The following is a 12,718-nucleotide window of genomic DNA, read 5'->3' as shown; positions in this document are numbered from 1 at the left end:
ATCCCGGCGGCGGGCGTCGCTGGTCAGCGAGGTGCGTGCACCCGGTCGGGGAGTGGCGGGCGTGCCCGCACCCGATCTCGGGTACCCCTCGTTCGGACGCGGAACCGCGGTCGAGGAGGCGCAGCGGAATGCCATCGTCGAGGACGGGACGTCGCACCAGGCCGGTTCGTCGGCTCGAAGACCTCGTCACCATCGTCAAGGTCGGCAACGTGCGGCGCGCGGTCACCGCCGCCGGCATCGGCAACATGATGGAGTGGTTCGACTTCGGGGTGTTCAGCTACCTCGTGGTCATCACCGGGAAGGTGTTCTTCCCCGCCGGGAACGCCACCGCGCAGCTGCTGGCCACGTTCGCCACGTTCGCCGTTGCGTTCCTGGTCCGGCCGCTCGGCGGGTTCGTGTTCGGCCCGCTGGGGGACCGGATCGGGCGCAAGAAGGTGCTGGCCATCACGATGATGACCATGGCGGCGGGCACCACCGCCATCGGCCTGATCCCGTCCTACGCGACGATCGGCATCTGGTCGCCGGTGCTGCTGCTGGTGGCCCGCGTCGTGCAGGGCTTCTCCACCGGCGGCGAGTACGGCGGGGCCACCACGTTCGTCTCCGAGTACTCGCCGGACAAGCGGCGCGGTTTCCTCGCCAGCTGGCTGGAGTTCGGCACCCTCGCCGGGTATTCGCTCGGCGCCGCCGTGGTCACCGTGCTGCTCACGACCCTGGGCGAGCAGGACATGGTGGGCTGGGGCTGGCGCATCCCGTTCCTGCTGGCCGCGCCGCTCGGCGCGATCGGGCTGTACCTGCGGTTCCGGCTGGAGGAGACGCCCGCGCAGCAACAGCAGCAGGAGAGCGGCGGCGCGGACGAGGGGCAGCTGGCCGGCTACCGCACCATCTTCCGCGACCACTGGCGGCCGCTGCTGTTGTGCGTGGCGCTGGTGGCGGTGTTCAACGTGGTCAACTACATGCTCACCTCGTACATGCCCACCTACATCACCGCGGACCTGCACTACGCGCACACCTCGGCGCTGATCTTCGTGCTGGTCACCATGCTGATCATCATGGGTTTCGTGGTGCGGCTCGGGCGCATCTCGGACCGGATCGGCCGGTTGCCGATCATCACGGCGGGCTCGGCGGCGCTGGTGGTGCTGTCCTGGCCCGCGTTCTGGCTGATCAGCCGCGGCTCGGTGGGGCTGGTGGTGGCCGGGCTGGTGCTGATCGGGCTGATGCTGATCGCGTTCAGCTCCACGATGCCGTCGAGCCTGCCCGCGCTGTTCCCCACCGAGGTGCGCTACGGCGGCGTGTCCATCGGGTTCAACATCTCGGTCGCGCTGTTCGGCGGCACCACCCCGCTGCTGTCGCAGGCGCTGGTCACCGGCACCGGGCACAGCACGGCGCCCGCGTTCCTGCTGATGGCGGCGGGCGTCGTGGGGTTGATCGCGACCTGGTTCTCCCGCGAGTCCGCGGGATTGCCGCTGCCGGGCGCGAAACCCACCGTGTCCTCCCGCGAAGAGGCCCGCGAGGCGGTGGCGGACATGCGCGAGCGGGACGACCGGGCATGATCGGGAGCGGAAGTCGAGCTGATCGGGAGTGGTGGTCGTGAAGGCAGCGGTGTACTACGAGAACGGCGGGCCGGACGTGCTGCGCTACGCGGACGTCCCGGACCCGGAGGTGGGCCCGGGGGAGGTGCTGCTGCGCATCGAGGCCGTCGGTGTGCAGGGCGGGGACCTGCTGCACCGGCAGGCCGCGCCGCCGCCGAGCACGCCGCACGTCGTCGGCTACCAGGCCGCGGGCACCGTCGCCGCCGTCGGCGCGGACGTCACCGGGCTGCGCGAGGGCCAGCGGGCCGTGGCGTTCATGCCGCACGGTTCGCACGCGGAACTGGCCGCGGTGCCGGAGCACAACGCCTACCGCGTCCCCGACGACCTCGATCCCCGGCTGGCCGCCGGCATCCCCGTCGAGTTCGGCACCGCCGACGACTGCCTGTTCGAGTTCGGTCGGTTGCGCGCGGGCGAAGTGGTGCTGGTGCAGGCCGCGGCGGGCGGTGTCGGCCTGGCCGCGGTGCAGCTGGCCGCCGCCGCGGGAGCCACGGTGCTCGGCACGGCGTCCAGCGCGGAGAAGCTGGCACGGCTCGGCGAGCACGGGCTGCACCACGCGATCAACTACCGGGACGAGGACGTGGCCGCCCGGGTCGCCGAGCTCACCGACGGCCGCGGCGTCGACCTGGTGGTGGACCCGGTCGGCGGTCGCACCTTGGAGAGCAGCGTGGCCGCGCTGGCCTACCGCGGCCGGATCAGCTGGGTGGGCCAGGCCGGGCGGGAACCGAACCCGCCGCGGCTCGACCCGCTGATGTTCAAGAACGCCTCGCTCAACGGCGTGTACTTCGGCGGCGAGATGGCGCACGACCCGGCCCGCACCCGCGCGCTGGTGGAACGCCTCATCGGACGGGTCGCGGCGGGCGAGCTGACCGTGGTCGTGGACCGCGAGTTCCCGCTCGCCGAGGCCGCTGCCGCTCACCGCCACATCGAGAGCCGCGCCGCCTTCGGCCGGGTCCTGCTGATCCCCTGATCCCGCCGCGTCAGCGCACCGGCGCACTCGTGGCCGGTGCGCGGCGGTCGGGCAGCGCGCTGCGGGCGGCGGCAACGGCCGCGACGCAGCACAGCACCGGCAGGAAGAACGCCAGGTTCAACGGCACCACGTAGGTGAGCGGCCCGATCACGGCGGGCCCGGCGAGCATGCCGACGAACCCGAGCCCGGCCACCCGGGAGACGTTGGCCCCGGCCGCGGCGTCGTCGGCGTGCCCGGCGGCGCTCAGCAGCTGCGGCACGCACCCGGCCAGGCCGACGCCGAACACGGCCCACCCGGCGAGCGCGAGCGGCACCCACGGGGACAGCGCCGCCGCGGTGAGCCCGACCGCGGCGATCCCGGCCCCGCCCCGCAGGACCACCCGCGGCCCCACCCGCGCCGCGACCCGGTCGGCGAGCAGCCGGCCCGCGGTCATGGTGGTGGCGAACGCCCCGTACCCGAGGGCGGCGGTGGCGGGCTGCGCGCCCAGCACGTCGCGCAGGTGCAGCGCGCTCCAGTCGTTGGCGACGCCCTCGCACAGCATGATCAGGAACGCGAGCCCGGCCAGCAGCCACACCCGCCCCGCGACCGGGCGACGACCGTCCGAAGTGGACTCGACGGGTTCCGGTGCGGGCTCCGGCCGCAGCAGCCCGCGCGCGGCGACCGCGCCGAGCACCAGTCCCAGCACCGCCGCGGCGCCGAGCGAGGTCGCCGGGCTCCACCCCCAGCCGAGGGTGCGCGCCCCGATCAGCGCCGCGGCCACGCCCCCGACGGAGAACGCGGCGTGGAAGGCGGACATCACCGGCCGCCCGTACGCGCGCTCCACCTGCACCGCGTGCGCGTTCATGCTCACGTCGAGGCAGCCGTTGCAGAACCCGAACACCAGCAGCGCGATTCCGAGCGTCCAGCCGTCCACCGCCAGCCCCGGCAGCACCACGGCGAGGCTGCACGCGGCGGCGCTCACCGGCACGACCAGCCGGGCGCCGAACCGGTCGGTCAGCGGGCCCACGAGCTGCATGGCCGCGACGGCACCCGCCCCGAGCAGCAGCAGGAGCCAGCCGAGCAGGGCGTGATCGATCCGCACCGCGCGCTCGACCACCGGGATGTGCACGATCCACATGCCCATCAGGAAGCCGCACAGGACGAAGTGGGCGAACGTGGCGATCCGCGCCGCCCGCAACCGAGTGTTCATGAATTCAAACATAACGAACATATTCGATGTTCGAAATGTTGACCTGTGGACGGAGTCCGTGTTCACATGGAGCATGTCCAGCGCACAACGGCTCAAGCGGATCACCGAAGCGGTGCGGGAGGCCGGTTCGCTCGGTGTCGCCGAACTCGCCGCGCTCACCGGTGCCTCCGAGATGACGATCCGCCGCGACCTCGAAGCGCTCGCCGACGAAGGCGTGCTCGAGCGCTACCGCGGTGGAGCACGCAGCCTCCTGCTCCGCGGCGACGAGCCGCCGTTCGCGCTGCGCGCCCAGGACGGCGCCGACGTCAAACGGCGCATCGCCACCGCAGCCGCCGACCTGATCGCCGACGGCGAATCGGTCGTGCTGGACAGCGGCACCACCTGCCTCGAAGTCGCCCGCGCACTGGCGCACCGCCGCCTGACCGTCGTGCCCCTGTCCCTGCACGCGGCGAACGAACTGGCCACGGCACCGGAGATCACCCTGCTGGTCCCCGGCGGCAGGCCGCGCGCCCAGGAACTCGCCTTCACCGGCCCGCTCACCCACGCCTCGCTGGCCGCGCTGCGCTTCGACACCGCGATCCTCGGCTGCTGCGGCCTCACCGCCGCCGACGGCCTCACCGCCTACGACCTCGACGACGCCGCCACCAAGCGCGCCGCCATGGCCTCCGCCCGCCGCGTCATCGCCGTCACCGACTCGGCCAAGCTCACCCGCACCTCGCTCGCCTTCGTCGCGCCCCCCACGGCCCTGCACGCCCTCATCACCGACGCGGCGGCCCCCGACACCGAAGTCACCGCCTTCGAATCAGCAGGAGTGACCGTCCGAACCACCTGACCCGGCCCTCGGGCGTGCCGATGATCAGAGCCGAGCGGAGGGGATACGGCAGGGGGACGCTCGGTCGAAATCGGGTGCTCGACCGCGGCCCGCCGCGGTCATCCGGCCACCCATCGTCCGAATCGGGGGCTGGTGGTGGTCCGCAGCGGATTTCGAGAGCAAAAGAAAAACCCCAGGCCGTGTGACCTGGGGTTGTGGTGCGCCAACAGGGACTCGAACCCCGAACCCGCTGATTAAGAGTCAGCTGCTCTGCCAGTTGAGCTATTGGCGCTGGGTGTCCGCCGGGATTTCGTTCTTGCCGTCTCCCTGGCGACGAAAGAAACTTTAGCACCCCGTTTCGGGGGATGAATCGGGGGGTCCCTTCGGGGGTGCGCGGTGGTGTTTCAGCCGGTCGGCGGGGTTCGATGTCGCTGAGCGAGCAACCGGGGGGTGTGGTCGTGCGTCTGACGGGTGAAGATCCGCGGTTGACTCTTCGTGCAGGGCTGGTCGTCGGCTACACGGTCGGGGGGCTGATGCACACTGGTCTCAGTCGGATGTGGGGATCGGATCGAACGGACAGTCACGCATGAAGCTGTGTCTTAACTCTGTCGGGAGAGTTCTAGGGTTGTCGTCCCGTGCGGTGCCTGCTGCGGTCGTGGTGCTGGTGGGCGTGCTCCTCGCGTCCTGCACCGGCGGCGGGACCAGCGGCGCCCAGGCGCCCCCGCCGCCGCCGCCCGCCTCCGCGCGGTTCGACCCGGCGAACGGTGCCCAGCAGATCTCGCCGACCGCCCCCATCACGGCCACCGCCGTCGACGGCACGATCACCGCCGCCGAACTGGTGAACCAGGACGGCAAGGCGGTCGCCAACACCGTCGCGCCGGACGGGTCGAGCTGGTCCGCGTCCGAGCCCCTCGGCTACGGCAAGACCTACACCGCGAAGCTCACCCTGCAGGGCGCCGCGGGCGCGCCGGTCGTCCAGGAATCCACGTTCAGCACCATCGATCCCGAGAACCAGACCTACGTGTCGATGAACCCGCTCGACGGCGAGACCGTCGGCGTCGGCCAGCCGCTCGCCTTCTACTTCTCCGAGAACGCGCCCGCCCCGGACAAGGCGAAGGCCGAAGAGGCCATCCGCATCCAGACCGAACCGGCCGTCGAAGGCGCCTTCTACTGGTTCGACGACCGCGAAGTGCACTGGCGGCCCGAGCACTACTGGAAGCCCGGCACGAAGATCACCATCAACGCGGACGTCTACGGCAAGGACCTCGGCAACGGCTCCTGGGGCGAGGAGAACCGCACCGCCACCATCACCATCGGCGACGCCGTCGTGCTCCACGCCGACGGCTCCAGCCACACCATGTCGATCGACGTCAACGGGGTCACCCAGCGGACCATGCCGGTCTCCCTCGGCAAGCCCGCCTGGCCGTCCAACAACGGCGTGCACGTCGTCACCGAGCACCACGCCACGAAGATCATGGACTCGTCCAGCTACGGCCTCGACGTCGACAACGGCGGCTACCGCACCGAGGTCAAGTGGGCCGTGCGCATCTCCAACGGCGGCGAATTCCTGCACGCGGCCCCGTGGTCGGTCGCCCAGCAGGGCAGCAGCAACGTCAGCCACGGCTGCATCAACATGAGCGACGCCAACGCCAAGTGGATCTACGACCTGCTCAAGAAGGGCGACGTCGTCGAGATCACCAACTCCGGCGGGCCGAACCTGCGGTCCTGGGACGGTTTCGGCGACTGGCAGGTCCCCTGGACGGAATGGACGGCGGGCAACCGGTGAAGATCGCTCGCCCTGCTCGGCGGGGCGAGTGGCGGAACCTCAGCGGCTTCCTCGCGAGGACGGCGTTGTCGCGCGTGGCGGAGAGCCACCTGTGAAAACGATCCCGCAGCGAGGAAGCCGCGGAGAATCCGCGGCGGTGCCGGGCGCGTGCGTGGTCGGCGCTCAGCGGCCTCGCCGCTGACGGGAAAAAGTGGTTCGGGGATTTCCGTTCCCCCGCAATGCGAAAGGCCCGCTCCGGGAAGGAGCGGGCCTTTTCTCGCGGGGTGAGTGACGGGATTCGAACCCGCGACTCCTGGGACCACAACCCAGTGCTCTACCTACTGAGCTACACCCACCGCAGCTTCCGATCGGCCGGTGAACCCGGTCGTCCGGAGCAACACGAATATCCTAGCGTGCGCCGCGCGGCGGGCTGCGACCGGGCTCCCGGCCGGGTGCGGAACCGGTATCACTCCTGGTCGGAGCTCCGGCCGGTGCCCGCCGGGCCGTGGCCGGCCAGCAGGTCCGCTGCGACGGCCTGCGCCTGCTCGGTGGTCGGCCCCGGCTCCGCCACGAACGCGGTCCGCCGGTAGTACGCCAGCTCGCGGATGGACTCCCGCACGTCCGCGAGCGCGCGGTGCGCCAGGCCCTTCTCCGGCTGCGCGTAGTAGATCCGCGGGAACCAGCGCCGGCACAACTCCTTGATGGAGGACACGTCCACCATGCGGTAGTGCAGGTGCGCGTCCAGCGCAGGCATGTCGCGGGCGATGAACCCGCGGTCGGTGGCGATGGAATTGCCCGCCAGCGGCGCCGACACGGTGTCCGGCACGTGCTCGCGGATGTAGTCCAGGACGCGTTGTTCGGCCTCGGCCGTGGTGACCGCGGAGCGCCGCACCTCCTCGGTCAGCCCGGAGCGGGCGTGCATGTCCCGCACCACCTCGGGCATCCCCGACAGCGCCTCGTCCGGGGCGTGGATCACGATGTCCACGCCCTCGCCGAGGATGTTGAGGTCGGCGTCGGTGACCAGGGCGGCGATCTCGATCAGAGCGTCCTTGCCCAGGTCGAGACCGGTCATTTCACAGTCGATCCACACTAGACGGTCGTTCACCTCACCGAGCCTAACGCGGTGCGGCCGGGCACCGGGATCGCACCGGCGCCGCGCAGATCACCGTTCGGTATCGGCGGAACCCTCGCGCAGCCGCGCGGGCACGACCTTGCCGGTGGCGTTGCGCGGCAGCTCGGACAGGAACACGACGTCGCGGGGCAGCGCGAAACCGGGCAGCGCGGGCCGGACCCGTTCCCGCACCGCCTCGCCGTCCAGCTCGGCGCCGTCGACGAGCACCACGTACGCGGCGAGGCGCTGGCCGAACTCGGCGTCGTCCACGCCGATCACGGCGACTTCGGAGATCTCCGGCAGCGTGGCGATCGCGTCCTCGGTCTCCTTCGGGTACACGTTCTCGCCACCCGAGACGATCATGTCGTCCTCGCGGCCCACCACCTGCAGCCGCCCGGCCTCGTCGATGCGGCCCAGGTCGCCGGTGGCGAGCATGCCGTCGCGGACCTCCTTGCCACCGCCGCCGGTGTAGCCCTCGAAGAGCATGTCGTTGCGGACGAAGATCCGCCCGGTCTCGCCGTCGCGCACCTGCGCGCCCTGCTCGTCGAGGATCCGCACGCTGGTACCGCGCGGCGGGCGCCCCGCGGTGCCGGGGGAGTCGGCGAGCTCGCGCGGCGTGGCGATGCTCACCCACGACGCCTCGGTGGAGCCGTAGAAGTTGTAGAGGACCTCGCCGAACACGCGCTGGAAGCGGGTGGCGAGGTCGGCAGGCAGCGCCGAACCGCTGGCGGCCACGATCCGCAGCGACGACGTGTCGTAGGGCTCGATCGCCTCCCGCGGCAGGTCCAGGATGCGCTGCAGCATCACCGGCACCACGAACAGCGCCGTCGCGCGGTGCCGCTGCACGGCCGCGAGCGCCTGCTGCGGCTCGAACTTGCGGCGCAGCACCAGGGTGGCGCCGATGGCCGAACCGAGCTGGAACGCGGCCAGGCCCCAGGTGTGGAAGATCGGCGCCGCCAGCATGATCCGCTCCCCGGCGCGCAGCGGCATCCGGGACATGATCGTCGCCGCGGGGCCGACCCCGGGCGGCGCGGGCCTGCGGGCGCCCTTCGGGGCGCCGGTGGTGCCGGAGGTGAGCACGATGATCCGCGCGTGCCGGGGGCGGCGCGGCAGCGTACCGGTGGCGGAGCTGCCGATGAGGTGCTCCAGGGTGGCCTTGCGGGTGGTGCCCTCGGTCCAGGCGAGCACCACGTCGAGCTCCAGGTCGGGCAGCGCCTCGACGAACTCGACGTCGGCGATGAGCAGGTCGGCGCGCTGCTCCTCGAGCACGGTGCGCATCTGGTGCGGGCGCAGCCCGGTGTTGAGCAGCACCACGTCGGCGCCGATCTTGCCGCAGGCCACGATGGTCTCGACGAGCCCGTGGTGGTTGCGGCACAGCACCGCGACCCGGCTGGTGTCCCGGATGCCGCGGGCGCGCAGCCCGCGGGCGAGGCGGGTGGTGCGCTGCTCCAGTTCGAGGAAGCTCAGCGCGCCGCGCTCGTCGATCACGGCGGGCCGGTCGGGGTGCCGGATCGCGGCGACGGCGTAGCCCAGCGCGGGGGTGACGCCCCAGCGCCGCCAGGCGAAGACGATGCGCAGCAGCTTGTCCGGGCGCATCGGGCGGACGACGCCCTGCCGGGTCAGCAACCACAGCGTCTGCAGCGGTGGGGCGAGGCGATCCGCCCCGGCCCGGACGGCCGCCTTCGCCGCCTCGCCTCGTGTCCGTATCGCCGGCCGTCGCAACATCGCCACGCGTCTCCTCCGATTTAGCTACTCATCGGTAGATAATGCCTCGGGGGACGACGCGGGGGAAGGGCTCACCGGTCCGGAACGGGGTGTTCCGGTGCCGCCGCCGACACCACGGCCTCCCGGATCGCGGCCCGCAGGCGGCCCGCCTCCAATGGTGCCAGCACCGCGGTCTCCCCGGGCGGTGCGACGACCACGACGTTGCCCTGGTTCACGTACACCGCCATGTTCCGCCGCCGGCCAGCCACATCGCGGCAGCTCACCTGCCACTGCTCGTTGTCGGTCACGCGACCTCCCCTCCCTCGCGGGACGTTCGTCCGGTACGTCCTCCGGTAGTAAGACGACTCAGGATCACCGACGTGACGGGTGTTCGCCTGATTAATCTTGGAATTTCCACCGGGAGGTTGCCCGCGGGGTTCCGCCGCCGGTCGGAGCGGCCCTGGGAGACTGCGATCATGGCTGGTTACGACAGGTTGCTGTGGCGCACCCTGCACCGCGTGCTGCTGGTGCTCGCGGTCGGCGTGCTGGGTCTGCTGCTCGGTCTCGGGCACGGCCCGAGCCGGGCCGACTCGCTGTTCGGCGTCCTCGTCGTGGCGCTCGTGGCGCTGCCGGTGTGGATCACGTACCAGCGGATGACGCCGGTCGCCCGCGGCAACCTGCGCGCGCTGCCGCGGCACCGGCCGCTGATGGCCGCGATGATCGGGCTGCTGGGCCTGGTGGCGCTGCTCGTGCTCTGCTGGACGCTGTTCAACGCGCTGAACCCCGGCACCCTCGCCCCGCTCACGCTGGCGCTGGTGGGCGTGGTGCTCGCGGCGCTGGTCGCGCTGCTGAACCGCGTGCTGTGAACGGGTTCCCCGCGGCCCCGGTCGAGCGGGGCCGCGCGGGGGAACCGGTCAGACCGGGCGGACCGTCAGCGCGCCCGGCTCGGCGGTGAACGTCAGCGCACCCTCGAAGTCGGCGATCGGCAGCTCGTCCCGCACCAGCCGGTGCGGCGCGTCCGCGGTCTCCACCTGAACTTCGGTGGCGGCGAAGGTCTGCTCGGCGAAGTCCGGGCCCGCGAGCCGGACCTCGAGCCGCTGCTCGTGCAGCGTGATCGCCGCGGAACCACCCGGCACCGAGACCGGCTCGCCGTCGGCGGTGACGATCAGGCTGCCCTGGCCCTCGGTCTCCGGGCGCACCGCGACGTGCGAGAGGGCGACGTCGCGCCGGTCCTCGGACGCGGTGACGCCGATGACGTCCCGCGACTCCGGCCCGCCCGTCTCGTCGCCGCGCACGGCCAGCAGCGGGGCGCGCAGCTTCGCGGCCAGCCGGTACGGCTGCCAGGAACCGGCGCCGATCAGGTTCACCACCGAGGTGATCTCGCTGTCGGCGAGCAGCCGCTCGCTGCCCACGGCCGGGGTGATCTCGATGGCCGCGACCCCGCGCTCCTCCAGCAGATCGCGCAGCGCCTTGGCGCGCAGCCTGCTGTTGCGGTCGAACCCGCGGGTGATGGCGACGGCTCCGGACGTCCCGCCCTGCGCTGCGGCGTCGGCGAGACCGGCCAGCGGAGCCCAGACCTCCGCCGGATCCGGCCGGGTGGAGCGGCGGGAGCGGGCGGACTGAGGGGCGTCGGCAGTGGTGTCCATTGCGTCAACTTTAATCCGCCACGCAGGGTCGCCTCACTAGGCGATCAGCTGTCGGCGGTGTGACTTCCCTCGCGCCTACGCGTCCCAGGTGGTGACGACGAGATCGCCGTCACGTTCCAGCTGTTCGTCCACGGCCCGCTCGCACTCCGCGCAACGCTCCGTGATGCGGCGGCTCGACGGTTCCTTGGTGGCCGGCCAGGTCTCGTGCGGGAGCTTGATCGTCGTGTCGCAGAGGGTCTGCACCGGATCCCCGGCGGGTCTGGCGCCCGGGCGCACCGTGATCGCGTGCCGGAGGCGCTTGCCCGCTCCGACGATCCACCACACGTGCTCTTGATCGGGGAACATGTGCCGTCCCACCCCCATACCTGTCAGGACGACCCGCGGGCGCAGTTCGTCCGGCTTCGGTCCACTGGCCGGATCTCGAACTCTAGACGGAACGACCAGCTGCCACGTTGCATTCGCGTAGCGGCGGCTGGCGCCGGCTGCGCTGCTCCGATCGTGTGAGAGCGACTGTTCGGCCCAGCGGTCTGACCCCGCCGCTGACGTGCTGCTGCGCCGCTCGACCCAGCGAACCGAGCCCGAGATCTGCTTGTGGTGAGAAGGATCACCGATCATGCTGATCGCCGATCTCCGCGCTCGTCGTCCGCGGACGAGTCGAGCGGAAGAGGAGGCGCGGCCGTGACGGACCTGCACTTCCCACGTCCGCCCGAGGATCCGCAGGAACCCGGTTCGCTCACCCGCTGGCTGGTCCGGGACGGCGCCCGGGTCCGCAGCGGCGCCCCGGTCGCCGAAGTGCTGACCGGTGGAACGCCGCGCACGGTGCGCGCCCCGGCGAGCGGGACGCTGTGGCGGCAGGGCAGGGCGGGGGAGCGGTTCACCGCGGGCGCGATCATCGGCCTCGTCGAGTGAACCGCCGGGTTGACGCCCGTTGCTAGGTTGGGGCCAGTGACGCGGGGTGCCCGGGCGACCGGGCTGAGAGCAGACCCGTCGAACCTGACCTAGTTCGTGCTAGCGGAGGGACGTCACCGACGTGACCACTCGTGCTGCCCAGACCGGCCGTCCTGCCCAGACCGGCCCTGCTGACCAGACCACTCGTGCCGCCCGGTCCGGCTCCGGGCGGATCCCGAACGTGCTGACCATCGCGGGCACCGACCCCAGCGGTGGGGCCGGGATCCAGGCCGATCTGAAGGCCTTCTCCGCGAACGGCGCCTACGGCATGTCCGTGGTGACCGCGCTGGTCGCGCAGACCACCACCGGTGTCGCGGAGGTCCGCGAGGTGCCGCCGGAGTTCGTCACCGCCCAGCTGGCGACGCTGCTCGACGACGTGCGGGTGGACGCGGTGAAGATCGGGATGCTGGCGAACGCCGAGGTGATCCGCGCGGTGGTCGCCGTGCTGGACCGCTACGCCCCGCCGCACGTGGTGCTGGATCCGGTGATGGTCGCCAAGAGCGGGCACCGGCTGCTCGCCGACGACGCGGTGGCGGTGCTGCGGGACGAGCTGCTGCCGCGGGTCGACCTGATCACCCCGAACCTGCCGGAGGCGGCGGACCTGCTGGGCGAACCGGAGATCACCGGCTCGGCCGGGATGGCCGCGCAGGCCGAGCGGCTCGCGGACCTGGGCGCCAAGCAGGTGCTGCTCAAGGGCGGGCACCTGCGCGCGGAACCGGCGAGCGCCGACTTGTTCCGCGGCGACGGGGAGGTGCGTTGGCTGCGCAGCGAGCGGATCGACACCACGAACGACCACGGCACCGGCTGCACGCTGTCGGCGGCCATCGCGGCGCTGCGCCCCCGCAGGCCGGACTGGGCGAGCGCGGTGCGCGACGGCAAGGAGTACCTGACCGAGGCGTTGCGGGCCGCGGAGCGCCTCGACGTGGGGCGCGGGCACGGGCCCGTGCACCACTTCCACCGCTGGTGGTGAGATCGGAGGAGCGGAGAT

Annotated in this window: 13 protein-coding genes, 2 tRNA genes and 1 riboswitch; of the genes, 7 read left to right on the top strand and 8 right to left on the bottom strand. The window is 72.1% G+C overall.

The annotated features are described in order from the left end of the window. The first annotated feature begins 128 nt into the window (after positions 1 to 128). A complete protein-coding gene (locus tag ABZ805_RS09825; RefSeq protein ID WP_358437012.1) occupies positions 129 to 1,550 on the top strand; it encodes an MFS transporter in 1,422 nt (473 codons plus the stop codon). A gap of 37 nt (positions 1,551 to 1,587) precedes the next feature. Then, entirely contained in the window at positions 1,588 to 2,556 is a 969-nt protein-coding gene (locus tag ABZ805_RS09820; protein ID WP_358437009.1) for a zinc-binding dehydrogenase, read from the top strand. A gap of 10 nt (positions 2,557 to 2,566) precedes the next feature. Here the strand turns inward: ABZ805_RS09820 and ABZ805_RS09815 are convergent, their stop codons facing one another. Further along, positions 2,567 to 3,745 (bottom strand): MFS transporter, encoded by a 1,179-nt coding sequence (locus tag ABZ805_RS09815; protein WP_358437006.1) that lies wholly within the window; start codon positions 3,743 to 3,745, stop codon positions 2,567 to 2,569. A gap of 73 nt (positions 3,746 to 3,818) precedes the next feature. Between ABZ805_RS09815 and ABZ805_RS09810 the strand changes: the two genes are divergently transcribed. Then, a complete protein-coding gene (locus ABZ805_RS09810) occupies positions 3,819 to 4,577 on the top strand; it encodes a DeoR/GlpR family DNA-binding transcription regulator (RefSeq protein WP_358437004.1) in 759 nt (252 codons plus the stop codon). Positions 4,578 to 4,772: 195 nt separating this feature from the next. Here the strand turns inward: ABZ805_RS09810 and ABZ805_RS09805 are convergent. Beyond that, a tRNA-Lys gene (locus tag ABZ805_RS09805) sits at positions 4,773 to 4,848 on the bottom strand. A gap of 348 nt (positions 4,849 to 5,196) precedes the next feature. Here ABZ805_RS09805 and ABZ805_RS09800 point away from each other — a divergent pair. After that, positions 5,197 to 6,342 (top strand): Ig-like domain-containing protein, encoded by a 1,146-nt coding sequence (locus tag ABZ805_RS09800; protein WP_358437001.1) that lies wholly within the window; start codon positions 5,197 to 5,199, stop codon positions 6,340 to 6,342. A 262-nt stretch (positions 6,343 to 6,604) separates the two neighbouring features. On the opposite strand, the gene ABZ805_RS09795 is transcribed toward ABZ805_RS09800, so the two are convergent. The 4 genes from ABZ805_RS09795 to ABZ805_RS09780 all read right to left on the bottom strand — a co-directional run bounded on the left by ABZ805_RS09795 (position 6,605) and on the right by ABZ805_RS09780 (position 9,444). Continuing rightward, positions 6,605 to 6,677: transfer RNA gene (locus ABZ805_RS09795), tRNA-His, on the bottom strand. Between the two features lie 110 nt (positions 6,678 to 6,787). Continuing rightward, complete coding sequence (orn, locus tag ABZ805_RS09790; RefSeq protein ID WP_358436998.1) at positions 6,788 to 7,426, bottom strand: oligoribonuclease; 639 nt, start codon at positions 7,424 to 7,426, stop codon at positions 6,788 to 6,790. Positions 7,427 to 7,483: 57 nt separating this feature from the next. Next, positions 7,484 to 9,157: an AMP-binding protein gene (locus ABZ805_RS09785; RefSeq protein ID WP_358436996.1), complete on the bottom strand. Its 1,674-nt coding sequence runs from the start codon at positions 9,155 to 9,157 to the stop codon at positions 7,484 to 7,486. Between the two features lie 71 nt (positions 9,158 to 9,228). Next, positions 9,229 to 9,444, bottom strand: a complete 216-nt coding sequence (locus ABZ805_RS09780; protein ID WP_358436993.1) for a hypothetical protein — start codon at positions 9,442 to 9,444, stop codon at positions 9,229 to 9,231. 168 nt (positions 9,445 to 9,612) lie between these two features. Here ABZ805_RS09780 and ABZ805_RS09775 point away from each other — a divergent pair, with 168 nt between their 5' ends. Beyond that, entirely contained in the window at positions 9,613 to 10,002 is a 390-nt protein-coding gene (locus ABZ805_RS09775) for a hypothetical protein (protein WP_358436990.1), read from the top strand. 48 nt (positions 10,003 to 10,050) lie between these two features. Here ABZ805_RS09775 and ABZ805_RS09770 read toward each other — a convergent pair whose 3' ends face one another. Together ABZ805_RS09770 and ABZ805_RS09765 are read right to left on the bottom strand one after the other, a co-directional pair. Further along, positions 10,051 to 10,782, bottom strand: coding sequence for a hypothetical protein (locus ABZ805_RS09770; protein ID WP_358436987.1), 732 nt, complete (start codon positions 10,780 to 10,782; stop codon positions 10,051 to 10,053). Between the two features lie 75 nt (positions 10,783 to 10,857). Further along, the gene (locus ABZ805_RS09765; RefSeq protein WP_358436984.1) at positions 10,858 to 11,139 is read right to left on the bottom strand and encodes a hypothetical protein; all 282 of its coding nucleotides are present in this window, start codon (positions 11,137 to 11,139) and stop codon (positions 10,858 to 10,860) included. Positions 11,140 to 11,460: 321 nt separating this feature from the next. On the opposite strand from ABZ805_RS09765, the gene ABZ805_RS09760 reads away from it, so the two are divergent. Together ABZ805_RS09760 and thiD are read left to right on the top strand one after the other, a co-directional pair. Next, positions 11,461 to 11,691, top strand: a complete 231-nt coding sequence (locus ABZ805_RS09760; RefSeq protein WP_358436981.1) for a lipoyl domain-containing protein — start codon at positions 11,461 to 11,463, stop codon at positions 11,689 to 11,691. Between the two features lie 32 nt (positions 11,692 to 11,723). Further along, a riboswitch (TPP riboswitch) is annotated at positions 11,724 to 11,819 on the top strand. Beyond that, positions 11,813 to 12,700, top strand: coding sequence for a bifunctional hydroxymethylpyrimidine kinase/phosphomethylpyrimidine kinase (thiD, locus tag ABZ805_RS09755; protein WP_358436978.1), 888 nt, complete (start codon positions 11,813 to 11,815; stop codon positions 12,698 to 12,700). (Overlaps the previous riboswitch by 7 nt.) Positions 12,701 to 12,718 lie beyond the last annotated feature (18 nt).

The sequence above is a fragment of the Saccharopolyspora sp. NPDC047091 genome (assembly GCF_040643635.1).
Classification (GTDB): domain Bacteria; phylum Actinomycetota; class Actinomycetes; order Mycobacteriales; family Pseudonocardiaceae; genus Saccharopolyspora_C.
The sequence above is the reverse complement of the archived record's forward strand: the minus strand, read 5'-3'. Positions and strand labels throughout refer to the sequence as shown.

Excerpts from the sequence above, each read along its gene's own strand:
- ABZ805_RS09825 (WP_358437012.1), top strand. The coding sequence starts at position 129 with ATGCCATCGTCGAGGACGGGACGTCGCACCAGGCCGGTTCGTCGGCTC.
- ABZ805_RS09815 (WP_358437006.1), bottom strand. The coding sequence starts at position 3,745 with ATGAACACTCGGTTGCGGGCGGCGCGGATCGCCACGTTCGCCCACTTC.
- ABZ805_RS09810 (WP_358437004.1), top strand. The coding sequence starts at position 3,819 with ATGTCCAGCGCACAACGGCTCAAGCGGATCACCGAAGCGGTGCGGGAG.
- ABZ805_RS09775 (WP_358436990.1), top strand. The coding sequence starts at position 9,613 with ATGGCTGGTTACGACAGGTTGCTGTGGCGCACCCTGCACCGCGTGCTG.
- ABZ805_RS09785 (WP_358436996.1), bottom strand. The coding sequence starts at position 9,157 with ATGTTGCGACGGCCGGCGATACGGACACGAGGCGAGGCGGCGAAGGCG.
- ABZ805_RS09770 (WP_358436987.1), bottom strand. The coding sequence starts at position 10,782 with ATGGACACCACTGCCGACGCCCCTCAGTCCGCCCGCTCCCGCCGCTCC.